General features: G+C 38.2%; 22 protein-coding genes and 1 pseudogene. 9 read left to right on the plus strand and 14 right to left on the minus strand.

Annotated elements, in window-relative coordinates:
• The first annotated feature begins 179 nt into the window (after window positions 1-179).
• Together JG479_RS17545 and JG479_RS17550 are read left to right on the plus strand one after the other, a co-directional pair.
• The gene (locus JG479_RS17545) at window positions 180-1,787 is read left to right on the plus strand and encodes an NAD(P)/FAD-dependent oxidoreductase (RefSeq protein WP_182673551.1); all 1,608 of its coding nucleotides are present in this window, start codon (window positions 180-182) and stop codon (window positions 1,785-1,787) included.
• Window positions 1,788-1,882: 95 nt separating this feature from the next.
• A complete protein-coding gene (locus JG479_RS17550; protein WP_200220601.1) occupies window positions 1,883-3,382 on the plus strand; it encodes an amidase family protein in 1,500 nt (499 codons plus the stop codon).
• Window positions 3,383-3,413: 31 nt separating this feature from the next.
• Here JG479_RS17550 and JG479_RS17555 read toward each other — a convergent pair whose 3' ends face one another.
• Together JG479_RS17555 and dapA are read right to left on the minus strand one after the other, a co-directional pair.
• Complete coding sequence (locus JG479_RS17555; RefSeq protein ID WP_002958629.1) at window positions 3,414-4,718, minus strand: DEAD/DEAH box helicase; 1,305 nt, start codon at window positions 4,716-4,718, stop codon at window positions 3,414-3,416.
• A gap of 129 nt (window positions 4,719-4,847) precedes the next feature.
• Window positions 4,848-5,765, minus strand: a complete 918-nt coding sequence (gene dapA, locus JG479_RS17560) for a 4-hydroxy-tetrahydrodipicolinate synthase (RefSeq protein WP_138490423.1) — start codon at window positions 5,763-5,765, stop codon at window positions 4,848-4,850.
• A gap of 171 nt (window positions 5,766-5,936) precedes the next feature.
• Here dapA and JG479_RS17565 point away from each other — a divergent pair, with 171 nt between their 5' ends.
• Both JG479_RS17565 and JG479_RS17570 read left to right on the plus strand, forming a co-directional pair.
• Window positions 5,937-6,590: a DUF6058 family natural product biosynthesis protein gene (locus tag JG479_RS17565; protein WP_002958653.1), complete on the plus strand. Its 654-nt coding sequence runs from the start codon at window positions 5,937-5,939 to the stop codon at window positions 6,588-6,590.
• Window positions 6,591-6,686: 96 nt separating this feature from the next.
• Window positions 6,687-7,537, plus strand: a pseudogene (locus JG479_RS17570) (delta-class carbonic anhydrase).
• Between the two features lie 77 nt (window positions 7,538-7,614).
• Here the strand turns inward: JG479_RS17570 and JG479_RS17575 are convergent.
• The 7 genes from JG479_RS17575 to JG479_RS17605 form a co-directional block, all read right to left on the minus strand.
• Window positions 7,615-8,379: a 2-keto-4-pentenoate hydratase gene (locus JG479_RS17575; RefSeq protein ID WP_200220602.1), complete on the minus strand. Its 765-nt coding sequence runs from the start codon at window positions 8,377-8,379 to the stop codon at window positions 7,615-7,617.
• Between the two features lie 138 nt (window positions 8,380-8,517).
• Window positions 8,518-8,922: a hypothetical protein gene (locus JG479_RS17580; protein WP_002958658.1), complete on the minus strand. Its 405-nt coding sequence runs from the start codon at window positions 8,920-8,922 to the stop codon at window positions 8,518-8,520.
• A gap of 294 nt (window positions 8,923-9,216) precedes the next feature.
• Window positions 9,217-9,561 (minus strand): hypothetical protein, encoded by a 345-nt coding sequence (locus JG479_RS17585; protein WP_039487564.1) that lies wholly within the window; start codon window positions 9,559-9,561, stop codon window positions 9,217-9,219.
• Window positions 9,562-9,655: 94 nt separating this feature from the next.
• A complete protein-coding gene (locus tag JG479_RS17590) occupies window positions 9,656-9,877 on the minus strand; it encodes a hypothetical protein (RefSeq protein WP_039487563.1) in 222 nt (73 codons plus the stop codon).
• A 449-nt stretch (window positions 9,878-10,326) separates the two neighbouring features.
• Window positions 10,327-10,614: a putative quinol monooxygenase gene (locus JG479_RS17595; RefSeq protein WP_002958660.1), complete on the minus strand. Its 288-nt coding sequence runs from the start codon at window positions 10,612-10,614 to the stop codon at window positions 10,327-10,329.
• A 79-nt stretch (window positions 10,615-10,693) separates the two neighbouring features.
• Window positions 10,694-11,509 (minus strand): 2,5-didehydrogluconate reductase DkgB, encoded by an 816-nt coding sequence (dkgB, locus tag JG479_RS17600; RefSeq protein ID WP_024605501.1) that lies wholly within the window; start codon window positions 11,507-11,509, stop codon window positions 10,694-10,696.
• Between the two features lie 424 nt (window positions 11,510-11,933).
• Window positions 11,934-13,106 (minus strand): MFS transporter, encoded by a 1,173-nt coding sequence (locus JG479_RS17605; RefSeq protein WP_039487557.1) that lies wholly within the window; start codon window positions 13,104-13,106, stop codon window positions 11,934-11,936.
• A gap of 116 nt (window positions 13,107-13,222) precedes the next feature.
• On the opposite strand from JG479_RS17605, the gene JG479_RS17610 reads away from it, so the two are divergent.
• Window positions 13,223-14,110: a LysR family transcriptional regulator gene (locus JG479_RS17610; RefSeq protein ID WP_039487554.1), complete on the plus strand. Its 888-nt coding sequence runs from the start codon at window positions 13,223-13,225 to the stop codon at window positions 14,108-14,110.
• A 107-nt stretch (window positions 14,111-14,217) separates the two neighbouring features.
• A complete protein-coding gene (locus tag JG479_RS17615) occupies window positions 14,218-15,258 on the plus strand; it encodes a metal-dependent hydrolase (protein WP_200220603.1) in 1,041 nt (346 codons plus the stop codon).
• Window positions 15,259-15,332: 74 nt separating this feature from the next.
• Here JG479_RS17615 and JG479_RS17620 read toward each other — a convergent pair whose 3' ends face one another.
• A complete protein-coding gene (locus JG479_RS17620) occupies window positions 15,333-16,295 on the minus strand; it encodes a sensor domain-containing diguanylate cyclase (protein ID WP_200220604.1) in 963 nt (320 codons plus the stop codon).
• A 324-nt stretch (window positions 16,296-16,619) separates the two neighbouring features.
• Window positions 16,620-16,889, minus strand: coding sequence for a hypothetical protein (locus tag JG479_RS17625; RefSeq protein WP_039487544.1), 270 nt, complete (start codon window positions 16,887-16,889; stop codon window positions 16,620-16,622).
• A gap of 241 nt (window positions 16,890-17,130) precedes the next feature.
• Between JG479_RS17625 and JG479_RS17630 the strand changes: the two genes are divergently transcribed.
• Together JG479_RS17630 and ykgO are read left to right on the plus strand one after the other, a co-directional pair.
• Window positions 17,131-17,397, plus strand: a complete 267-nt coding sequence (locus tag JG479_RS17630) for a type B 50S ribosomal protein L31 (RefSeq protein WP_149603641.1) — start codon at window positions 17,131-17,133, stop codon at window positions 17,395-17,397.
• Entirely contained in the window at window positions 17,394-17,528 is a 135-nt protein-coding gene (ykgO, locus tag JG479_RS17635; RefSeq protein WP_138490415.1) for a type B 50S ribosomal protein L36, read from the plus strand. The genes JG479_RS17630 and ykgO overlap by 4 nt, the downstream gene beginning before the upstream one ends.
• A gap of 63 nt (window positions 17,529-17,591) precedes the next feature.
• Here the strand turns inward: ykgO and JG479_RS17640 are convergent, their stop codons facing one another.
• Window positions 17,592-17,978 carry an OsmC family protein gene (locus tag JG479_RS17640; protein WP_002958670.1) on the minus strand — a complete coding sequence of 129 codons (387 nt, stop codon included), beginning with the start codon at window positions 17,976-17,978 and terminating at the stop codon, window positions 17,592-17,594.
• 83 nt (window positions 17,979-18,061) lie between these two features.
• The gene (locus JG479_RS17645; RefSeq protein WP_200220605.1) at window positions 18,062-18,451 is read right to left on the minus strand and encodes a cytochrome b562; all 390 of its coding nucleotides are present in this window, start codon (window positions 18,449-18,451) and stop codon (window positions 18,062-18,064) included.
• Between the two features lie 613 nt (window positions 18,452-19,064).
• Here JG479_RS17645 and JG479_RS17650 point away from each other — a divergent pair.
• A complete protein-coding gene (locus JG479_RS17650; protein ID WP_149603640.1) occupies window positions 19,065-21,911 on the plus strand; it encodes a TonB-dependent receptor domain-containing protein in 2,847 nt (948 codons plus the stop codon).
• A gap of 421 nt (window positions 21,912-22,332) precedes the next feature.
• Here JG479_RS17650 and JG479_RS17655 read toward each other — a convergent pair whose 3' ends face one another.
• Complete coding sequence (locus JG479_RS17655) at window positions 22,333-24,111, minus strand: sugar phosphorylase (protein WP_200220606.1); 1,779 nt, start codon at window positions 24,109-24,111, stop codon at window positions 22,333-22,335.
• Window positions 24,112-24,159 lie beyond the last annotated feature (48 nt).

The raw sequence follows: 24,159 nt of genomic DNA on the forward strand, positions 1-24,159 counted from the left end.
AAGATTTTGAACAACAGTTGTGGATCATACCCATCCACTCCAAAAATACAATAAATAAGTGCCATATCAGGCTATTTTAACGTAAAATGCGCGCCTAATGTTTGCACACTCGTTGTGCCCTGCATCCCCTTATTGTGAGCGGTAATAATACCCCGCTATGACACCTAAAAGAGATATAAATGATACGTTTAACCGAAATAAAGCTGCCACTTGATCATGACGAAGACGCAATTGGTCAAGCAATTGTAAATAAACTCAAAATCCAACCTGAACAATTGCACAGTTTTAATGTGTTTAAACGTGGTTATGATGCACGTAAAAAATCAGCTATTTTACTTATTTATACACTCGATATAGAAGTTGATAACGAAGCCGAGCTACTCGCAGCATTTGAAAAAGACCAACATGTAAAAGTAGCACCAGACACAAGTTATAAATTTGTAGCCCAAGCTAACAATAATATCAAAGAGCGCCCTGTCGTGATTGGTTTTGGTCCTTGTGGTTTATTTGCGGGCTTATTACTTGCTCAAATGGGCTTTAAACCCATTATATTAGAGCGCGGTAAAGAAGTACGTGAACGTACAAAAGACACGTTTGGCTTTTGGCGTAAACGCACACTTAATACAGAATCAAATGTACAATTTGGTGAAGGTGGCGCAGGTACATTCTCAGACGGTAAGTTATACAGCCAAGTAAAAGATCCAAAGCATTATGGCCGAAAAGTCATTACTGAATTTGTAGAAGCAGGCGCACCCGATGAAATTTTATACGTAAGTAAGCCACACATTGGTACGTTTAAACTTGTCACCATGATTGAAAAAATGCGCGCTCGTATAATAGAGCTTGGCGGCGAAATTCGCTTTAGCACACGTGTTGACGATATTCATTTAGACGACGGGCAAGTAACAGGTTTAACGCTTTCAAATGGCGAGCAACTAAACACTCGCCATGTTGTATTAGCCGTTGGCCATAGCGCACGTGACACGTTTGATATGATCCACAAAAAAGGGATTTATGTTGAAGCAAAGCCATTCTCAGTCGGTTTTAGAATCGAACATAAACAATCAATGATCGATGAATGTCGTTTTGGCACAAATGCAGGAAACCCAATTTTAGGCTCTGCCGATTATAAACTTGTTCATCACTGCGACAATGGCCGCACGGTTTACAGCTTTTGTATGTGCCCAGGTGGCACAGTAGTCGCGGCAACCTCTGAAGAAGGCCGTGTTGTTACCAATGGTATGAGTCAATATTCACGAAGTGAGCGCAACGCTAACAGCGCTATTGTGGTAGGTATATCACCAGAGCAAGATTTCCCTGGTAATCCACTTGCTGGAATAGACTTACAACGCAAACTTGAAGAGCAAGCGTATGAGCTTGGTGGTAGCAACTACGACGCACCAGCACAGTTAATTGGAGATTTCTTAAAAGGTAAATCATCTGCAGACTTAGGTGAAGTACAACCCTCTTACACACCTGGTATTAAGTTAACTGACTTGAGTAAAGTGTTACCACAATTTGCAATTGATGCCCTTCGCGAAGCGATACCAGCGTTTAATAAACAAATTCGTGGCTTTTCAACTAACGACGGTTTATTAACCGGTGTTGAAACACGTACTTCGTCGCCTATTAGTATTAAGCGTGATAAAACATTCCAAAGTATTAACACCAAAGGGCTTTACCCTGCAGGTGAAGGCGCAGGTTACGCTGGCGGTATTTTATCAGCGGGTATTGATGGTATTAAAGCAGCTGAAGCAGTCGCACTGTCTATGTTAGAAAGCGCTTAAACCTCTTTTTTAAGCTGTTTATCGAAAAGCCTCACTTTGTGAGGTTTTTTTGTGCTAAATGTATAGAAAATAATAACAACTCAAGCACCTCAACAATGATCAAAACATTTACCTTTTCGTTGCTTAGTGTATTAGCAATTTTTAACGCTAAAGCACAAGAGCTAAAAGCCATCGATGAAATCCACAGTGCATATAAAAATAATTCTATTAATGCACAGCAACTCACCCAAAATTATATAGACCGAATTAATAAACTTAACCCACAATACAATGCAGTTATTAGTATTGAGCCTACAGCGATTGCTCAAGCTAAAACGTTAGATGAACTTGCCGCCAAAGGCACTTGGGCAGGTCCATTACACGGAATACCTGTACTTCTTAAAGATAATATAGAAACGAAGGGCACACTTCCCACAACGGCTGGCTCTTTAGCACTTAAAAATAACGTTACTAATAATGATGCTTTTGTTGTTAAACAACTACGTAATGCGGGCGCTATAATTTTAGGTAAAGCTAATTTAAGTGAATGGGCAAATTTTCGTTCATCCTATTCGTCGTCAGGCTGGAGTGCCGTAGGCGGACAAACACATAATGCGCACGATGTAACACGTAATCCATGTGGTTCTAGTGCAGGCTCTGCTGTGGCAGTCGCACTTCACTTTGCGCCTATAGCATTAGGGACTGAAACAGACGGTTCAATTACGTGCCCTGCCTCAGTAAATGGAGTTTATGCAATAAAACCGAGTATGGGCCAAGTATCACGCTCAGGCGTTATACCTCTTTCAAGTAGCCAAGATTCAGTAGGGCCGATGGCGCATTCACTTAAAGATGCATTGCTGGTTTTATCAGTTTTGCAAGGTGAGGACTCCCTTGATGCAACAACTACAGGGTTTAAATTAAAAACAGGTAATCTAAAATCAAAATCGTCACTTATTATTGGTGCACTCCCTAGCGATAAATTTACAGTTGAAACGCAGCGCCTTTATGCCAAGCAGTTACAAGCATTAAAACAGGCTGGGCACACTGTTATTAATGTAGATATTACTGATAACTTAGATACGCTATTTGTTGATGAATACTATATTTTACTTTACGACTTTAAAGCCGAAATTAATCATTACCTCGCAAACACTCCAACACAAGTGGCTGTTAAAAGCCTAAAAGCACTTATTAATTTTAATATTAAAAATAAAAATACAGAAATGCCCCACTTTGAGCAAGACATCCTAGTTCAATCGCAGGCCATTGATTTAACTAACAAACAAAAATATCAGGAGACTAAAGAACGCTATCGCACTTTAGCAACGACAGCCATTGTTAATGTATATAAAAACAACAAGCTTGATATTGTTATAGCGCCTACAGTATCACCAGCCTGGAAAACAGACTTAGTTAATGGTGATAATTTTAATGGCGGTAGTAGTTCGTTATCTGCTATTGCTGGCACAACGCACATAACCCTACCGGTCGGAAAAGTAAGTGGTTTACCGGTTGGTTTGTCCATAATAGCAAATAAAGAGGACGAGCAAGCGGCTTATTTATACGCAAATATTATTGATGAGGTGTTATCACCAGGCACAAAAAAACCTGAGTAAACTCAGGTTTTTTTAAACTAAACAGCGTTAACTATGACTTTTTAAGTGACAGTTTTTCGCCTTTTAAGCTTTTACGAACGCTTGAAATACGTGAGCGATTTACTGCTCTCGCTTCACCGGTTGCTTGTCCTGATAACTTGTTAGAACGTGTACGGCGTAAATGCGCTGGTTTTTTACCAATTTTATCAATGAGTACTTCACGGTTACTCACTTCGTAACCTTCTAAATATACACGTTTGATTTTTTGACCGATTAACGTTTCAATTTCAAACAAAGTGTTTTCTTCTTCGCGGCTAACAAATGAGATTGCTTGACCTTGACGACCAGCACGACCTGTACGGCCAATGCGGTGAACGTAATCTTCTGCAAGCCATGGTAAATCAATATTAATTACACGAGGTAAACCATCAATATCAATACCGCGAGCAGCCACTTCTGTAGCTACTAATACACGTACTTTGCCTTCTTTAAATTCACGTAAAGCACGACGACGGTTACCTTGAGATTTGTCACCGTGGCAAACGCCTGCCGGAATACCATCAAGGTTAAGCTCTTTAACAAGCTCGTCAGCCGTTTCTTTCATGTTTACAAATACAAGCACTTGTTGCCAGTTTTTCTTACCAATCAATTCAGAAAGTAGCTCTTGCTTACGACGTTCTTCAACAGGGTAAACAACATGCTCAACAGTACTTGCTGTACTGTTAGTTTGATCAACACGCACTATTTCAGCTTGTTTTAATACTTTAGATGCAAATTGTTTAATTGCTGCAGGGAAAGTAGCAGAGAAAAGTAAAATCTGGCGCTCTTCTGCACAGCTTTTAATCACGTTTTGCATGTCTTCAATAAAGCCCATATCAAGCATACGGTCAGCTTCATCAAGAACAAGGTGCTTAACACTTGCAAGGCTCAAGTTACCTAAGCGAATATGATCAAATAAACGACCTGGGGTTGCAACAACAATATCTACACCTTCTTTTAAAGCATTTGCTTGGCCGGCGGTACTAACACCACCGAATAAACTAACGACTTTAAGTGATGTATGCTTTGCAAAATCTCTAAAATTATTTGCAATTTGTTCTGCAAGTTCACGCGTTGGAGCAAGTACTAACGCATGAGGTGCATTCGTTGTGCTGAGTTCAGACTCAACCAATTTTTGGATGATAGGTAAAGCAAACGCGGCAGTTTTGCCGGTACCAGTTTGTGCACTGGCTAAAACGTCTTTACCTTTACGAACAGCAGGGATTGCTGCGCGCTGAATGGGCGTAAGAGTGTGATAGTTAAGTTCGTCCAACGCCTGGATGATTTCAGGAGCGAAACTAAAAGATTTAAAATTCATGCTGTATAACCTACGGCCACATTATCAAGGGTCGCAAATTATACAGCAAAAACGAGTCAACAGTTAGCTTTAAACTGGATTAAAAGCTAAAAATTAGTTTGTTAAGTCATTAAAATATTGATTATCAACTCAAGAAAGCGTTAATACCTCATTCTGTTTTAATAACTGTGCTTTACCACCGACAACTTCACGTTCGTTAAGCTCATTTATTAATGGCAAACCTACTTTTTGTTGCTCATCACTAAGCGGTAAATACGGTAATCTAAATACTGGATTTACTGCACCTGTCATCATCATCGCAGTGTTAATAGCAATAGGGTTTGGCTCACAGAACAACCAGCTCATTAATGGTTGTAATGACGTATTTAACTCATCATTTTTAGTATCCATTAATTGGCGAAACAACCCAGGAATAAGGTTAGAAGTAACCGAAATAACACCGTGAGCTTTGTGTACATGACGAGCGTCGTGTGATTCATCGTCGTTACCAGACCAACACGCAATGCCTTGCTGCTCATAGCGTGCAATACGCTCATTGCCGCCACATTCTTTAATACCAATTAGGTTCGAGTGCTGTGCTAATGGTTCAATAATATCAGGTGTTAGGTCTTGACCTGTGCGACCGGCTACGTTGTAAATAAAGGCAGGTCCAATATCAAGTACGCGTTTAAAGTGCTCTTTAACACCCGCGATTGACGTACGTCCGTAATATGGGTTAATTTGCAGTGCTGCATCCATACCGCTGGCAAAGCCATATTTAGTTGCTTTAATCGCTTCACGGGTGTTGTTACTACCGGTATTACCAACAATAACCAGTTTGTCACCATATTTGTTTGCACTGTGCGCTATAAGCATTAAATGCTCTTCCCAGTTCATTAACTGGCCTTCGCCTGTTGTGCCACCAACTACAATGCCATCAACGCCCGCTGCAATTTGTATTTCAACGAGTTCATCGTACTTTGCGAGATCAATTTCACCGTTTGCTAAGTATGGCGTTTTAATAGCTGTAATAAGGCTTGCTTGTTTAATTTGGTCTAGGGTGCGCATAAAAATTCATTATTTATAAAACTTGCGCTATTTGTAACATACTTGCCAGTATTTTTGGAGGTATAAGCGCACATTTAATTATAAAATCGCTTGTGTTATTGAGTTTGGTAATACAAAATGAATAACTGTATATAAAAACAGTATTTTATTTTTAACGATACCAGAGGCTTTATGCGTTTATCTGACTACTTAGCAACTCATTTTTATAACACCGATGAACTGTGCCAAGCATTAAACATAGATGCAGATACACTTTTAGCTTGGCAAGAGCGAAGTGTGTTCCCCAAACCAAGTTACTGTATTAAAAGTCAACTTAGCTGCAGCTCATATTCGGGTTTGTATGAATGCGAAGAATATGACGACTATTATCCGCGCGGCTGTGTTAATTGGGGGCAAGGTCTTTTAAAACAAAAAATAGAATCATCAAGCCATGCTTTTAATTATTTTGCGCAGCAATATACTGCAAGCCTAACTAAACTCGCTCAGCAAGGATTTACGTTTAGCGAAGAGCTATTTGGCTGTGAAATAGACGAGCACTTACAGCAAGTTTGGCAACAGTTTTTATGCAGTAAATATGGCGTACTTACTCAAAATGGATTAATAGACGAAATAGTCTCGGTAGACATTGGCAGGCTATTAGTTGACGACATTACAGAACTGCGCAGTAAAGCGAGTTTAAACCAAGAAGAAAGAGCGCTACTACACCCCGCCATGAAGCTTTTAAACAAAGCGTTAGGGCATGGCGCCGATCATGAAAAACAACATACATTACGCACCCGCTATATAGATGCACTTATTTTAAAATACGATTTATCTATTAAATAGTTTTGCATTAGTCTAATTATTTTAGGATTATTTGACGAAAAACAAGAGCTGTTAACTTAATTGTTACGCAAAAAATAATTTAAAGGCACTGACTCAATGACAATCAAAACACAAATAAGTGTAATTTCTGCTGTAATCACTATCCTATCTTTTAATACACCAGCTAAAGCTAACCACGAAATAGTAAATGACGACATAATAAAAATACAGCGTGCAGCGCTTGCTAAAAACACCGCTAATAAAGGTTTTGGGCCACAATCTCCACGCAATATTGATAATTATAAAGGCGAAAACACGGCAGTTTTCTCTCATGCCCCAACTTCATCAAATATGAACTTATGTAATATACATTTTCATAAAAATGCTGAACATGCCGGTGGCGAATTTAGCAAATATGCAGGAAATGGTAATGGAAAAGGTTTTCAAAGTGGCTACTTATATTCAGGCTCTTTAACTAAAAGTGAAAGTAAACCAGCAAAAATTGAAATTTGTCCAAGCGATCACGGCGCGCTATTAGTTGGCGATACCATTGAGGTTCATAACGTTCATACGTCAGCAATTGTAAAACCAGGCCCTACTGTTTAAGTGATTCGATTAAAAATCCGCAACTACGTGTTAAAGCTCAAGTATATGTATTAGTAAACGATGCTAACGCACTTGATTTTGCTCAAATAAGCGCCGTGTCATCTGTTAATGGTTACTATCAAGCTATTGCTACACCTACAGATACGGGTAAACCTGTTGTTTATAGCGGTTCAACTACTGGCCCGAGTTACAACGAAGCAGGCTCTCCTTTTCAAGTAACATGGTCAGTTAAACCAAAAGTAGCAAAGGTTGATATAAACAGTGTTGGTAAATGGTGTGAAAGTAACACCTTTGATGAAGATCATGCCCACGGCGTACGAAATCTCGTAATAAATCCCGCACTACTCTCTAAAATCAAATAATTAAAATTTAGCCAAATATAAACAACCCACTAATTAGTGGGTTGTTTTTATTATGACCGTTAAAATGAGTACTTCGCTTAATGGGATAAAAATGTCACATTAAATGTATTTAAATCTTCATATGTAATACATGTTTGCTCATTAGTATTAAGCTCAACCACACCACAGTAAGAACCAGTTATAAACACTTGCCCTGCTTTTAAGTTAATTCCCTTTGCTGATAAGTAATTAACCGCCCAATAAAGAGGAAGCTGCGCAAGTTCTGCAGGATGCACACCTGCCAAGTTTAACTCCAGCTCAGTTTGCTTAACGTTGATATTTACAGTACTTGCGTTATACGCTTTGGCTTTATCTATTTGCGGGCCTAAATACACGCCTTGATTGGATAGGCCATCGGCCAGTTTTTCAATGTGAGTGCTTGGAGTGTCTTCATCAAACCTTTTTTGAATAAGCTCAAGTGCTAAATGGGCGCTGGCAAATGCAGTATCTACGTCTTCATTTGTATAGGTTTTATTACTTGGTAAATCGCTTTGCAAAATAAATGCAATTTCTGGTTCAATTAGCACTTTATTGTTTGTTGTATACAGTGGGCAATTTTCAGCTTGTTTTATAGGTGCATGTAAAAGAGGCGCTAATATAATTGAGCCATCATCTAAAGGCAGCATACACTTCCAGCCATATACAGTTTGATCATTTAAATAAATCATCAACTTTTGTACTTCTATTGCATCGTCAGTCGAGTCTAGTACTAACTCTTTAGGAAAGTTTGAACGCGCTGGGTTTTCTTCTCTTTGTGCTAATAAGTGAGTAGCAATTAGTTTTAGCTGTATTGAGTTGTTCACATAAATCTCTTTAAAATACGTTACTGGTTAAGCAGTAAATAGGAAGGATTACATTATTAATGCATTAGCTTAGGCATTAGAACATCATGTTAAATGCCTATAATTAAAATTGTATTTAAAACAAAGCGTGGTAATTATTTAAGTATCAATAGATTTGAGCGAGCGTAAAAACAGTCCTAAACCGCCAAACGCTAAAATTATAATAACGATCAAATCAAACGACGTCATAGTTCGCATACTAAATCGAACACTCGATATAACACCAAATATTAGTGCGGTTAACGAGCCAAGAGATAGCACCCAGCCTAAAATATTTTTAGAATTATAAAAAATCAGACCCACACCAAAAATAAACGGGATCATAACCATGCCGCCTGTAACGCCAAAGCCACCTAAAGCATTAACACTATAAATGCGAGAACTTAGTCCAAAATTAGAGGTCACCGAAATTGCGTTTAGCAGCATATAAAAGCCACCGCACATCATAATTAAACCAATAAAAAAATGCCCAATACCACCAGAGCTTCCACCCGCACCTTTCATTATTAATTATTCCTTTTATATTTTTAACTTAATAGTTTTAGATGGTAATTGCTCGAGTATTAACATTGACCGAAATATACATAATCAATGAGTGCACACGCGAAAATACTTATCGCGTAATTACATGCCAAATAACATAAAACCAAGACAAAAAACCGTGCAAAATTGCCCATAACACAGACTCATTAGCACTCCATGAAATAGCAATTGCTAGGGCCGTACCAAAAGAGACTCCATATTTTACTATCTCATTTCTTGAGTTTCTCATTAATTATATTCCTAGTTTTTAAATTATTAGCTGCTTGATTTGCTTACTAAAACTGACAGTTCTTTACCATCAATATTAATACTTGCTTCTTTACCTAGTTCAACAACTAAAGAGGGAGCCATATGTTTTCCACCTAGTTTTAGGTCAGTTGCTAAACTAACAGTAAAATCATCAATTGGCGTTACTGTAAGAGCAAAACTATACGAATTATCAACTGAAACTGACGCCTCTTCATTTGAATTGACTACTAAAACAGGTGAACCAATTAAGTTTTTATTATCATAAAATTTAGCATTAACTACAAAACTATCATTAGCTTGTGCAAATGAGGCAAAGCCTAACAACGCTACTATTGCGATTAATTTTTTCATTATTATCTCCATATAAATTATACAGTTTAAAGCTGTTAAGGCTTTATTGGCTGTGATTTTTTAGCTAGCAATTTACCAGCTAATGATTAAAAACTTATGTTTTAGCTCTGATGACATAACCAACGCCCAGCGAACTAATATAGAACAACACTCCAAATACACTAATATCAATGAGTAGCTTTAGAATGTCAAAAGTATCTGTAAACACAAGATACTCAAAAGAAAATAAATGAAATATAACTTTTGATCCAAAATACGCAGTTAATAAAGGAATTACAAAAATAAGAATAGATTGATTAGATTTATTAATTTCCATACCCATGTCTCCATTATTAGTTTAATTAACTCAGCTCTAAAAATATAACACACAAAAAATATATAAATAGTTTGCTATTTTGAGTCTCTTATTCAGTACCACTCGAACTATTTACGGCTGACTAAAATGCCATATTATATTTCTATAATTTACACCAGAGAACTTTAATGTAAACAACAAATTAAATAGGCTATTTATTAGAGTGGGTTGTGATACCAAAACGACTTTAATAAAGTTATAAACCTCTTTTGATTTCGACGCACTGTGCATTAACAAAAAAGAGTCCTAATAGGTTTCATTGATATTGGCGAAGTTGAGTATTTAGGCAGGTTGGAGTGTAAGAATAAAAGGTGATGTAAGTTAACAGCACCTATTTGAGTATTTACTTGGTTACACGTAATTTAGCTAAGTATTTTAATACGTACCATAAAAGGCACTATAAAAAGAATTTAACCAATTGATTTATATACATCAATACTACTATTGGTTAAAAGCCCAGTAACTTGCGTACCAAATGCTTTAAAGTGTGGCTCGTTTTTATGCGCTTCAAAGTGCTCGTCAGACGCCCACTGTTCGCTAACAACGTAGTCGGTATGTTCATCATCACTTTTTACCGATAGTTCATAACGTAAGCACCCTACTTCTTGGCGCGATGACTTTTGTAAGTTTTCAAGTGCTGTAAGCATCACATCTGCATCAATATTTTTGCACGACAGTGCAGCTATAACCGTTAACATGTGTATTCCTTTTTAAAAGTTAAGGTGTAGATAATCTACACCTTAAAATATTTAGTTTAACTTTGCGTTTGAGGTAAGTTTACTGATCCCACTGCGGCGCAAAGTCTGGTGTTGCTTGGCGGTCGCCACAATCAAGACCATCAATGCGGGCTATGTCTTCATCATCTAACTTAACGTGGTCGTTAAAGTTATCTTCTAAGTTTTTGCGCTTAGTTGATGATGGAATTGTCGTCATGCCGCTTGCGTTAACCCATGCTAAAACAACTTGTGCTGGACTTGCATCGTGCTTTTTAGCAATGTCGATAATAGTTTGATCTTTAAGTACTTTACCTACTACAAATGGCATATACGCAGTTACATGTATATCGTGCTGAGCACAAAATGCGCGTAATTTAGTATTAGTTAAATATGGGTGAACCTCAACCTGATTGGTAAATATTTCACGCGAGTCGAGTGTTTGCATTGCTTCATTTAAGTTTGCAATGGTGAAGTTTGATACACCAATGTGCTTAGTCAAACCAAGCTGCTTCGCTTTTAGTAATTCAGTGAGGTATTCACTCATTGGCTCGTCGTTAGCAGGCGATGGCCAATGAATTAGCAGTAGGTCGACCGAATCAACCTGTAGCTTTTCAAGTGACTTTTTAACGCTTGGGATAAAGTCGCTTTTATTTAATTTGTTATTCCACACTTTGGTAGTTAAGAATATTTCACTGCGCGGAATATTACTATCTTTTATGGCTTGGCCTACTTGCTCTTCGTTGCCATAAATTTGTGCAGTATCAATATGGCGAAACCCAACTTCGAGCGCCATTTTTACTGAGTTATAGGCAGTGTCGCCCTCCAAACGGAATGTTCCCATACCTAGTTCTGGCATTTCTATTACACGTTTTGTCATGGTTTATCCTTATAAAATAATCGGTTTGAAATACAAACTTCACTAGGGCGTGTTGTTCTTTGTGGATTGAAATTTGTTCAATCTAGGGGCGATTTAATCGCGGCGCGAGGTTTGTAACCTAGTGGGCTAAGTAAAAACCGAGCAACAAAGAGTTAATCGCTCCTAGAAAGAACCCAACGGGCAGTGTATGTTTGGTTTTTATGCTGCGTTATCGCCTATTTATGGGGAACAACCACACTACATAGGCTCTGCCTTGCCTAAAAACCAAACTTACTACTGCAAATTCAACAACCAAAGAGCAACACGCCCTATAGTTTTACGAAATACACCTTTTACTTCTTATTACGACTGTCACTTAAAAATCTATGACCTCATAACAGGTATGAGGTCATTAATTTTAGTTTCAAGGTTAACAGAAGATACTTTATGCTTGCTGAATTTCACGTTTATCAAGCATACCGCTGTAGCGTGTAACACCAAGTGCTAAAACAGAGATAACGGCGCCTATCCATGCTGTATCTTGCAGTGTCATGTTCTCTACTACACTACCGCCAATAATTGAGCCAAGTGCAATACCAATATTAAATGCGGCTATGTTTAAACCTGATGCAACATCTACCGCATTGGGCGTGTGCTTTTGTGCTTGCTTTACTACATAAAGTTGCAAGCCTGGCACATTACCAAAAGCAAATGCGCCCCATACTAAAATAGTAAGTACAGCAGCAATTTTTGATTCCATCGTAAAAGTAAATATCAGTAAAATAATACTCAAAGCGCTGAATATAATGCTCAGTGCGCTAATTGGGCCGCGTTTGTCGGCCAACTTTCCACCCCAAATATTACCTACCGCTACCGACACACCGTAAACAAGCATTATTAAGGCAATAGCCGAAGGCGCAAAACCTGTTTGTTGCTCTAAAATAGGTGCTAAATAAGTAAACGCTGTAAACGTGCCGCCATAGCCCAATATCGTCATTAAATATACGAGTAATAAACGCGGTTTTACGATTACCTGTAGTTGCTCTTTAAACGTCGCTGGTATTGATTGTTTTAAGTTTTTTGGTACTAAAATAGAGCTGCCGATTAATGCAATTAAACCTAATACCGACACAACTAAAAACGTTGCACGCCAACCAAAGTGTTGTCCAATCCATGTACCTAGTGGCACACCAGTTACTAGTGCTACAGTAAGCCCGGTAAACATAATGGCTATTGCACTGGCTTCTTTGTCTTTGCTTACTAGGCTAGTGGCAATCATCGATCCGATTGAAAAAAACACACCATGGGCAAGCCCCGTTAAAATGCGCGCAAGTATTAATGTTTCGTAACTTGGCGCTTGCCATGCAAGTAAGTTACCTAAAACAAATAAGCCCATTAAGCTTATTAGTACCACTTTACGATTCCAACGACCCGTTAAAGCTGTTAGCACCGGCGCACCAATGGCAACGCCAACCGCATATAAACTTACAAGCAAACCTGCTGAAGGTAGGCTTACGCCTAAGTCGTTTGCAATGGTGGGTACTAATCCCACTATTACAAACTCAGTTGTTCCTATTGCAAATGCGCTTAAGGTAAGCGCCCATAAAGCCAATGGCATAGTTATATCCTCATTAATATTTGAAGAATGTAGTTTGGCTAAAATATCGTTTGCAAAAAATAGCATTAGTGACAAAATACTTTTGTTAATAATGCAAAGATGGTGTTGGTATACTTATGGCTGTTCATTCAAAAACTGAAGATTTAGAAACGTTTATAACGGTAGTAGATTGCGGAAGCTTTTCGGGGGCGGCTAATTTGCTTGATCAACAGGTGGCTAAAGTGTCGCGAGCTGTATCACGCCTTGAAAATACATTGCAATGTACTTTGCTAAACAGAACAACACGCCGATTAGAGCTTACCGAAGAAGGCCATACTTTTATAAAATATGCGCGCGAAGGGTTAAATACGCTTTATACCGGTGAAGAAGCCATAAAGCTTTTAAAACAAGCGCCAAGTGGCAAGCTGCGAATAGATGCTGCAAGCCCTTTTGTATTGCACCAACTTACGCCTTTAATTGGCGAATTTGCCAAGCAATACCCCCACATAACGCTTGATATAACCTCACACGACAGCATTATTGATTTACTTGAACATAAAACCGATTTAGCCATACGTATTGGTGATTTAAAAGACTCAAATTTACATGTTCGTAAACTTGGCAGCAGCCAGTTACGTATTGTAGCCAGCCCAGAATATATAAAAAACAACGCAGCAATTACACAAATAGATGACTTACAAAATCACAAGATAATTGGTTTTAGTGACTTCCCTAAATTAAACAATTGGCCGTTAGTAAAGCCCGCTTTATTTACGTTTTCGCTTAGCGCAAGCAGCGGCGAAACAGTGCGCCAACTATGTATTGCAAACCAAGGTGTGGCGCTACTTTCTCACTTTATGATTGGCAATGACCTAAAAACAGGTAAATTAGTTGAAGTGTTACCCAGTGCAGTTAGCTCACCTAATAACCGAGAGGTTGTACAAGCCGTGTATTATAAAAATAGTGCTGTATCGTCTCGCATTACAGCATTTTTAGATTTTATAAAACCTAGGCTTAGTTTATAAATTTTGGGCATTGATGTGCTTATCAAATATTTCACATTATTTTTTGACGCTTTTTAATAATCAAAAAGTATAAATAATAAAAGTAGTAATTAAAGGTATTAATCAAAATGGATTCTTTAACGCAGATAGCATTAGGCAGTGCTGTAGGTTATGCGGTATTAGGCAATAAAATAGGTCGAAAAGCCGTTTTATGGGGAGCAATTTTAGGCACACTCCCTGATTTAGATGTATTTTTGCCATATGGTGGCTCTGTAGAAGCATTTACTTATCACCGTAGCTTTAGTCATTCGTTATTAATACATTTATTAATTAGCCCGCTCATTGTATGGCTAATATTAAAAATACACACCGGAATGCAAATTTATAAAGTGCGCTGGTTTTGGCTAGTATTTTTAAGTTTATCTACACATGCCATATTAGACAGCCTAACGGTATACGGTACACAACTACTCTGGCCTTTTACTGAGTACCCCTTTGCGGTTTCTAGTGTGTTTATTATTGACCCCGCTTACACGCTTCCTTTATTAATTGGCGTAATATGTACGCTAATACCCAAAATAAAAGCAGCAACGGCTTATCGTATAAATGCAGCGACTTTAGTTTTAAGTAGTCTATATTTATTTTGCGCTTTAATTTTAAAAGTAAATATTGATGACAAAGTAAAAACGGCTCTCAACAACAGACAAATACCAGTAAATGCGTATGTTAGTACGCCTGCTCCGCTAACCACTTTGCTGTGGCGTATTGTTGTGATGTCTGACGGACAATACTACGAAGGTTATGCATCAGTATTTGACGCGCCCAGCGATGTTACATTAACGCCTTATCAAACAACGCCTTCACTGTTAAATAATATTAGCGATGAATGGGCTATAAAACGCTTGCAGTGGTTTACTAAAGGGTTTTATTCGGTGCGCCAACAGCAAAGCAGTATTGTACTTTCTGATTTACGTATGGGCATGGAATGCAACTATGTGTTTAATTTTGTAGTGGGTCAAAAAAATGATTCAGAGGTGAGCATTGGTAACTTTGAAAAAATAAGTCAAAGACCAAACTTAAACAATCTTCATAAAATATGGGACAGGATTTGGCAACCAAATGTGTCTTTAGCATCACCCGCTGCAAAAAATGACTGCAATAGCCAATAACTACCTATTATAAGATTCGTACTAGCATGAGGAAGTTAAGTGAAGTTCAAGCAGCAATTAAACTAAATAGATCACTAAAGTGATTGCTGCTTTTTTTGCTGATACATTGCAACATCAGCATCTTGAATCATATCCTCAACCGATTTACCTGTATCGTATTTAAAGTGTGTTACCCCTACACTGTAATCGATTTTATAAGGCTTATTTAAGGTATTATTGGCATGCGCAATTGCATCCGCAAACCTTTGTAAAACAAACTCAGCTTTTGTTTCATCTAAATCACTTAGCATTACTACAAACTCATCTCCGCCAAGTCGACCTATTACTTCACAATCACAAAATGAACTAAGCATAATTTGCGCAAATTTATTCAATACAAAATCGCCTTCGTGGTGTCCATAAACATCATTAATTTGTTTAAACTTATTAAGATCAAACAAGATAAACGACATTGATACTTTGTTTCGCCTACATATATTTAGCGTATGCTCAGCAAGGTTCAAAAAGCCACGCCGGTTAGAGATTCTTGTTAACTCGTCAATTGTGGCTAGTTGAATTGATTGAATCTCTTGCTCAACCAACGTGCCTAAATCTTTTAGTAATTGTTTTTCTTCACCATTAAGGTGTCTAGGTTTATTATCGGCAAGGCATAAAGTGCCTATAATAACCCCTTGCCTTAATTTTAAAGGAAAGCCAGCATAAAAGCGTACTTTAGGATCGCCTGTAACAAAAGGGTTATCAAAAAACCTTTTATCTTGGACTGTATCTGGGATTATTAAGAGCTCGTCTTGATTTATGGTATGGCCACAAAATGAGGTTTCGCGAGGAAGCTCAGGCGCATCAAGCCCCTGCCTAGATTTAAACCATTGGCGGTCTTCGTCAATCAAAGTAAGCAATGAAATAGAAACATTAAACATACGCTTGGCAATACGAGTAACACGATCAAAGCGCTCTTCATGCGACGTATCTAGAATTTTTAATGTTTTTAACGCATGTAATCGCTCTGCTTCGTTACTTGGGATCTCAGGTTTAATCATTAAAGCTCAATTAATTTTAAGTGTTTTATGAATTACGAAATGGGAGCGAATATTTTCGAATATATAATCCGATAAACTTATCTAAACTATAAACAGCATACCAATTAAAACTAGAACATTACTTAAAAATAGCAATAAATGAATACTGATAAATATCAGTAACTAGTGCCTAAATAAAGATAATATTAAATCCGAACTTATGGTGTAAACACGTGGGGTTGTGATCAATAAAGCAGCGCTACTGGTTAATACAAAAGGCAGTAGTGGTTATTTAGTTTTATTTAAATAGCCACTGAACCTGGTATACTTACAAAAATAAACACTTTAATTTTGGTGCTCATATTGTCCACGGTAAACTTCAAATACTTTTAAAACAGTATGTTGCTCTTTAGTTAGGTTATCAAACCAAGTATCAAACAGCTCATCATCTTCTTGCTCGCTTAGTGCCATATACCTTGCTAGTAACTCTACAATATCATTGTGGTTGCAGGTTAACGGATTTACTTGTTGCGCCAAGGTACTGTGGTCGCGCTCTCTTAGGGTTTCCATCACCCCTTGGTCAATTTGTTCTTGTTGTTGTGTTGCGTCACTCATACATAACCTCTGTAATAACTTTATAACCGTATTTGTTAACGTTTTAACTCTTAAATATAGTTATAACAGCCTAAACGCCAATAGCCAGCATTTTTGATTCAAGTGCTTATTTTTTGATTTGTTTGCGCAAATAGCCAGCAACTATGGCCTTTTTGAGGAACATTTAAATAATTTGCAATGGGAGAATAAATACGTTAAATTAAAATGATACATTATCACATATCATTTATTGAGGCGTATTATGAAACCAAATATTCATCCTGATTACCAAGAGGTTGCTTTTCACGATACTGCTGCCGATTCTTACTTTATTATTGGCTCAACCATTAAAACAAGCCGCACAGTAGAAATAGACGGTAAAACTTATCCATATGTACCTATTGACGTATCAAGTGACTCACATCCATTTTATACAGGCAAGCAAAAAACTGTTGCTACAGATGGCCGTGTTGCACAGTTTAACCGTCGTTTTAAAAGTTTATCGACTGTTAAAAAGGAAAAGGTATGAAAGTATTAAGTTCTCTAAAAAGTGCGAAGCGACGTCCGGGGTGTCAAATTGTAAAACGCAAAGGTCGTGTATTTGTAATTTGTAAAAACAACCCACGCTTTAAAGCAGTACAAGGAATGAAAAAAAAATAAGTTAAGCCGTGGGGCACTATACATATTTAGGTAGCTTGTTAAAGCTACCTAATTTAGGGTGGATTACTTTACCACTACTGAAAACTCTGGCACTGCCTGAATTACTTTTTTTACCGTACAGGTGTTAACGGCTGCAATAAGCGCCTTTTTATATTTATCAGGAAAACCGTCTGGTAGGTTAATCTCAATTGAAAATAACTTTTTACCGTTATCATCTACATTTTCATTATTTTGAGTAAGCGTCATACCTTGCGTTGAAATATCACGCTGCTCACAAAATTTACGCGCATAAAAACCTGCACATAAAACCATACTTACTAAAAAGTAATCAAACGGTTCTGGATGCTCTGCGTTGCCACCAGCGTTTACACTTTGATCGCTGATTACTTCTAGGTCGCCAAATTTAGCGCTTTGCTTTTGGCCTTCTAACATTGAAACTGAAATTTCCATTGTGTTTCCTTATATTTATTGCTGCAGATACCTTTAACGCAATTAGCTTAAAAGTAGCGACTAAAGATACATATAGTTTAGGTTTATGAACCGAACAGTAATTCAAAGAACCCTGGAGGCTCATGTAGCTCATGATATTTTTTACGTAAATTATCTATATTTTTTAACGGTTCTTTTGCCGCACTTAGCCCCTGCTCGTTCGCTGCTTTTTTAGCAAGCTCAGCTTGGGCAATCACTTTATCAAGGCCCTGCAATGACTGCTCAGGTTTTTTGTAAAACTTACCTGTTTTACTTACTTTTACTAGCTTTATAAATTCATCAATCGCAGTATTAAATTCACTAAGTTGAGTTGCCTGTACTGCTTGTTTATACGCAAGGCCCGTTTTTTTCATATTTATTTCAAGATCGACAGATTGCTGCGCAAAAGACATTGAACTAAACAACAAGGTAAAAATAATAACTAAATACTTCATGGTCAAACCTATTAATTAAAAACAGCTAAATTGTACCAAGTTTACGCGCTAAAGTAACTTAAGGAGCAATTGAGACCCCAAAAACTGTAAAGGGGGTTTACACGTTTAGACCTTTTTAAACATTAATAATGAAAAATATTCAAACTTCACTTTATTTGAAAATAAAGCCTTACATTAAAGTCATTTTAAAACGGGATTTACATACATAATACTTACAACTAAGTACATATAACACTCACCGCCTGCTCTTTATATAAATTAGAATATTCCTAACTACTTTTAACTAAAAAATAATTGCTATAAAAACCATCTCTAAAATTATAAAAACTATAAAGATGTAAACAGCATAAACACAAAACAAACCTACCATGTAAATTAACCATAAAGAGCCACCTAATCCCCCTCACAAACTAATGTAAAAAATGCAACAATAGCCATTCAAATTATTTCAAGTTGCTTATTTAACAGTAAGTTACTTACTTTTAATAAGATTATCAGCATGCAATAATCGCCGCCCTCATAACAAAAGTTATAGGTTTTTACCTAATACAAATTGTACTAGGTAAAAATAAATATTGTTTTAAATTACTATAAAATGTCCTTTGGGAAACACATGAAACGTCATAATTTACTTTCTACTAGCATTAAATGTGCATTAATTACTGCTGCTGCAACAGCAAGTAATTCTGTGCTTGCACAAGATGAGCAAGCAACAAAAATTGAACGCGTTGAAGTAACGGGTTCACGTATCTTACGTGAAGGTGCTATTGCACCTGCACCAGTAACAGTTATAAGTGGCGAGCAACTAATTAATACAGGCGCTGTAAACATTGGTGAAGCGCTAAACAATTTACCAGCACTTGGCAATACATATTCTATGGCTAACTCAGGCCGTTTTATTGGTACTGCTGGTTTAAATATTCTTGATTTACGTAACATGGGTACAGACCGTACCTTAGTACTTGTAAATGGTAAGCGTCATGTATCAAGCTCAGCTGGTTCTCAAGCTGTAGATACCAATACTATTCCAAGTGTATGGGTTGAGCGTGTAGAAATTATCACTGGTGGTGCATCTGCTGTATATGGAGCTGACGCGGTAACAGGTGTTGTAAACTTTATACTAAAAGACAACATTGAAGGTATGGATTTTAGCGTTACCCGTGGTTTTGCCGATTTAAACAGCTACAACAACGAAAAAGCAACGTTCTCGTACGGCTCTAATTTTGATAACGACCGTGGTAATGCCGCTTTTGCTATTGAGTACTCAGGTCAAGATTCATTAAATGCACTTGACCACCCTTGGACTAGCACATCTTTTAGCAGCTTACCTAACCAAGCCCAAACGGATGAGAACAAAAATAGTGCTGACTTTCCTGATGATATTTTAACACCTAATGCGGGTTATTACGCCATCAATGATTCAGGTGTTTATGCACTTGAAGATCCAACTAAGTATATTAATAGCTTTAACCCTGATAGCAGCGCACGTGATTTATACATAGGCAATAACGCAGATCCATATTCATGTGCAGAATGTGACTTTTTTAACTTAGGTCAATTTGAAGAAATACAACCTGAGTTTGAGCGCTACAACGTAAACTTTAAAGTTAACTACGATGTTACCGACGACTTAAACGTTTACTTTGATGCAAAATACGTAAACAGCCAAGGCGAAAGCATAGGCCAACCTGCGTTTTTCTTTTTTGACAGCGACAATAGCATTAAAATCGACAACCCTTACCTAGACCCAGCCATCAAAGCACGTATGGAAGAACAAGGTGTTGATTCGATCATGGTTAACCGCATGATGAGTGACCTTGGCCGCCGCATTGAAAACAATACGCGTGAAACAACGCGTTTTGTAACAGGCTTAAAAGGGACTGTTTTAGAAGATTGGGAATTAGATACGTCAGTTGTATACGGCCAAACAGATCTAGAGCGTGAAAACGGCGCTAACATGATTTTAGCCAACTACTTTAATGCACTTGATGCCGTTGAAGATACAAATGGCAACGTAGTATGTCGTAGCGCTGCTGCGCAAGCTGACGGATGTGTACCTGTAAATATTATGGGTTTTGGCGCACCATCTCAACAAGCTATTGATTACATAAATACGGTATCAGTTGGTACTTCAACAATTAAGCAAACAGTTGTTTCTGGATCACTTGCTAATGGCGCTATTTTTGAATTACCAGCAGGTTATGTAGGTATTGCATTTGGTGCCGAGTACCGTAAAGAAGAAAGCGAAACTAAAGAGCCAGATAACGCAGAAGGTACTTTCTTTAACGCACTGGGCGAAGATAAAGGCTCGTTCAACGTACGCGAAGTATTTTTTGAAGCGACGATGCCAATTTTAACTGACTTACCGCTTATTCAAGATTTAGTGTTTGATACTGCAGTACGTCATGCTGACTACAGTACGATTGGCGAAGCAACTAGCTGGAAACTTGGCCTTGATTGGACTGTAAATGATGAGCTACGTGTACGTGTAACTCAATCTGCAGCACTTCGTGCGCCAAACATTAGTGAAGTATTTGGGGCAGCAAGTCAAACTTTCTACAATGTAGACGACCCGTGTCGCGCCGACAACTTAGGTGACTTATCAAACGGTGCAACACGTACTGCAAACTGTGCCGCATTAGGTGTAGCGAGTGACTTTAACTCAGGTTACGATGCAGCCTCATTAGATGGTTTAACTAGCGGTAACCGCGATGTAAAAGGCGAAGAGTCAACAAGTACAACTGTAGGCATTGTTTACCAACCAGAGTTTCTAGAAAACGCGCTGCTTACTATTGATTACTGGGAAATTGAACTTGAAGATGCGATTGACACAATCGACGCGCAAGACATTCTTGATCGCTGTGTTGATAGCGCAACAGGTATAAACAATCAGTACTGTAACTTAATTACACGTAATGCTAATGGTGAAATTACTTTAATACAAAACTCTGTATTAAATGTTGCCGGCCAAAAAGCATCAGGGATAGATTTTGAACTAGGTTACGACTTTGACGCGCTTGAAGGTAGCTTTAAAACCCGCTTAATTGGTACTTACTTAATTGAACGTAAAGATTACCCGTTCCAAGACGACCCTAGTAACTACATTGAATACGCCGGTACTACAGGTGAAGCTAAGTGGCAAACTAACTTATCTGTAAGCTATGTTATGGATAACTTTTTCTCAACAGTTGAAACACGCTTTTTAAGTGAAGTAGATTTATATACAAATGTTGAGCTTGAAAGTAACTCGAACCCAAGTAACCAAATGTCTTACGGTAAATACTTTATTACCGATATGACTGTTGGTTACAACTTCGATAGCGGTTTAGGCGTTAAAGTAGGTGTTGATAACGTATTTAATCGTAAACTTCCGTACGGTTCACGTGGTACAAGCGCGGGCAGCGCAAGTTACGATAACATTGGCCGCTTTGGCTACATTAACTTAAGCTACAGCTTATAATTAATAAAATAACTTATTAGGGCGTGTTGATCATTGGTGGGTGAATTTGCAGCAGTATGTTTGGTTTTTAGGCAAGGCAGAGCCTATGTAGTGTGGTTATTCCCCATAAATAGGCGATAACGCAGCATAAATACCAAACATGCGCTGCCCGAAGGGTTCTTTCTAGGGACGATTAACTCTTTGTTGCCTACATGGATGTAGGTAAGGGGCGTGAGCAGGACGCGGAAGCTTTGCTCGGTTTTTACTTATTCTTACATGGATGTAAGCCAGTAGGGTAACGCAGGAGCAGTTACCGAGCCCACTAGGTTACAAACCTCGCGTCGCGATTTAATCGCCTCTAGATTGAACAAATTTCAATCCACAAAGTTCAACACGCCCTAGTTAAAACAAAGGCTCGCAGTGCGAGCCTTTTTAATAGGTCTTATTTAATATTACTCAGCCACACGCTTTGGTATGATTCTAGCTCTATTGTTAATTGGCTTTCTTCAATCGTTTTATCTGCCACCAAATCAAACCACTTTTGGGTGTTAATTAAGTTCAAGTCGGCCAATGTGAGTGTTTGTGGTTTATCGCTAATGTTATAAACGCAAAATATGCTTTGGCGTCTGTCTATACTTTGTCGCCAAAAACCAAATAATCCCCCCGCTAAATGCAGCGTAAACTGTGTAGCATTTGGGTGAAAGGCACTTTGCTTTTTGCGCACTGCCAATAAGCTTTTTATGCCGTTAAACACTTTATGATGATGACTGTACTTTTCACCAATTGCCGCCAGTAGCTTTGACTCTTGCCAACGATGGCGGTTAATAGCACGGTTATGCTGTGAATTTTCAAAGCGTTCGTAATCGTTAGTTGTACCCAACAAACTATGAATATAAAGCCCTGGGATACCTTCAAGCGCAAACATAATTGCGTGAGCACACATAAACCGCTCCAGGCCAAACTTATCTGGGCCATTGTGCGTCCCTTGGAGAGCATCAAATAAAGCAATATTTAGCTCGTACGGTGTATGCGTTCCATCGTTACTGGTTCGCATTGATACACGACCACCAAATTGCATAGTGGTACTTACAAGTGACGCCACTTCACTGGGTTGCAATAAACCTTCAATTGGTCTGAGCCCTATTCCATCGTGCGAGGCTATAAAATTAAAGTATGCCGTACCATTTTGCGCAGGTGGCATGCTCATCATCCAATGCTTAATTGCAGTGCTATCGCCACTAAGTAATGTATGAAGCAATAAAGGCGGCAGTGCAAAGTTATAAATACTGTGCGCTTCGTTGGCATTACCAAAATAAGACAAGTTTTCTTGATTTGGAATATTGGTTTCGGTAATTATAACTACGCTCGGCTCTGCGTGCTCAATAAGTGTTCGCATTAGCCTTACGGCTTCATGTGTTTGCGGCAAGTTAATACAACTTGTATTAAGCTGTTTCCACAAAAATGCGACCGCATCAAGTCTAAATAAACGCACGCCATTGTCTAAATAATGGCGAATTATTCCCACAAACTCTTTAAGTACCTCGGGGTTTGCAAAATCAAAATCAACCTGATCGTGACTAAACGTACACCACACGTGTTTTTCGCCGCTTGGCGTAGTTACAGTATTTAATAACGATGAGGTTCGCGGGCGTACAACTTGGCTTAAATCATCCGTTAAGCTCGCCGTTTTGAAATAATCTTTACCCGGGTGTAAATCATTTAAAAAGTTCTCAAACCATACACTTCTGCTTGAGCAATGGTTAATAACCAAATCCGCCATTAGCTTTACATCTTTAGCGATATTTTGAATATCTCCCCAATCACCCAAGGACTCGTTCACTTGCACGTAGTTCATTACGGCAAAGCCTTCGTCTGAGCTGTACGGGTAAAATGGCAATATGTGCAGCGCATTTAGTTGCATATCACATTGCTCTTTTATAAATCTGTGTAGTGTTTTAAGCGGTGCCTCCATTGGGCTCGATACGGCAAATTCGCTATCATCGTGTTTAATAATAGAGTCGCCATAAGCAATCAATACTATATCTTGTTCATCCCATCGATTTGTATGGGGTGTCGGGTCGCGCAGTGCATTGCTACCTAATATAATTTTAATGAGTTGCTGAGCAAGCTCAGTAACCGATAAAGGCAGCTCAACACCCTCATAAATAATATGAAGATGTTGCTCTACTCGTTGTAAAAATAATTCGCTAACTGTGCTCACATGCGCCCCTAATATTTATTGTTTAGACTTATAGGCTAGTTAACCTGC

The sequence above is a fragment of the Pseudoalteromonas sp. LC2018020214 genome, assembly GCF_016598755.1.
In the GTDB taxonomy this organism is placed as follows: domain Bacteria; phylum Pseudomonadota; class Gammaproteobacteria; order Enterobacterales; family Alteromonadaceae; genus Pseudoalteromonas; species Pseudoalteromonas distincta.

What these genes read in the sequence shown, in the direction of transcription:
- JG479_RS17585 (WP_039487564.1), bottom strand. Translation starts at nt 9,561, where the DNA reads ATGAAAAAATTAATCGCAATAGTAGCGTTGTTAGGCTTTGCCTCATTT.
- dapA (WP_138490423.1), bottom strand. Translation starts at nt 5,765, where the DNA reads ATGCGCACCCTAGACCAAATTAAACAAGCAAGCCTTATTACAGCTATT.
- JG479_RS17610 (WP_039487554.1), top strand. Translation starts at nt 13,223, where the DNA reads ATGGCTGTTCATTCAAAAACTGAAGATTTAGAAACGTTTATAACGGTA.
- JG479_RS17580 (WP_002958658.1), bottom strand. Translation starts at nt 8,922, where the DNA reads ATGAAAGGTGCGGGTGGAAGCTCTGGTGGTATTGGGCATTTTTTTATT.
- JG479_RS17620 (WP_200220604.1), bottom strand. Translation starts at nt 16,295, where the DNA reads ATGATTAAACCTGAGATCCCAAGTAACGAAGCAGAGCGATTACATGCG.
- JG479_RS17595 (WP_002958660.1), bottom strand. Translation starts at nt 10,614, where the DNA reads ATGTTAACGGTTATAGCTGCACTGTCGTGCAAAAATATTGATGCAGAT.
- JG479_RS17650 (WP_149603640.1), top strand. Translation starts at nt 19,065, where the DNA reads ATGAAACGTCATAATTTACTTTCTACTAGCATTAAATGTGCATTAATT.
- dkgB (WP_024605501.1), bottom strand. Translation starts at nt 11,509, where the DNA reads ATGACAAAACGTGTAATAGAAATGCCAGAACTAGGTATGGGAACATTC.
- JG479_RS17605 (WP_039487557.1), bottom strand. Translation starts at nt 13,106, where the DNA reads ATGCCATTGGCTTTATGGGCGCTTACCTTAAGCGCATTTGCAATAGGA.
- JG479_RS17550 (WP_200220601.1), top strand. Translation starts at nt 1,883, where the DNA reads ATGATCAAAACATTTACCTTTTCGTTGCTTAGTGTATTAGCAATTTTT.
- JG479_RS17565 (WP_002958653.1), top strand. Translation starts at nt 5,937, where the DNA reads ATGCGTTTATCTGACTACTTAGCAACTCATTTTTATAACACCGATGAA.
- JG479_RS17545 (WP_182673551.1), top strand. Translation starts at nt 180, where the DNA reads ATGATACGTTTAACCGAAATAAAGCTGCCACTTGATCATGACGAAGAC.
- JG479_RS17640 (WP_002958670.1), bottom strand. Translation starts at nt 17,978, where the DNA reads ATGGAAATTTCAGTTTCAATGTTAGAAGGCCAAAAGCAAAGCGCTAAA.
- JG479_RS17615 (WP_200220603.1), top strand. Translation starts at nt 14,218, where the DNA reads ATGGATTCTTTAACGCAGATAGCATTAGGCAGTGCTGTAGGTTATGCG.
- JG479_RS17555 (WP_002958629.1), bottom strand. Translation starts at nt 4,718, where the DNA reads ATGAATTTTAAATCTTTTAGTTTCGCTCCTGAAATCATCCAGGCGTTG.
- JG479_RS17590 (WP_039487563.1), bottom strand. Translation starts at nt 9,877, where the DNA reads ATGGAAATTAATAAATCTAATCAATCTATTCTTATTTTTGTAATTCCT.
- ykgO (WP_138490415.1), top strand. Translation starts at nt 17,394, where the DNA reads ATGAAAGTATTAAGTTCTCTAAAAAGTGCGAAGCGACGTCCGGGGTGT.
- JG479_RS17645 (WP_200220605.1), bottom strand. Translation starts at nt 18,451, where the DNA reads ATGAAGTATTTAGTTATTATTTTTACCTTGTTGTTTAGTTCAATGTCT.
- JG479_RS17630 (WP_149603641.1), top strand. Translation starts at nt 17,131, where the DNA reads ATGAAACCAAATATTCATCCTGATTACCAAGAGGTTGCTTTTCACGAT.
- JG479_RS17625 (WP_039487544.1), bottom strand. Translation starts at nt 16,889, where the DNA reads ATGAGTGACGCAACACAACAACAAGAACAAATTGACCAAGGGGTGATG.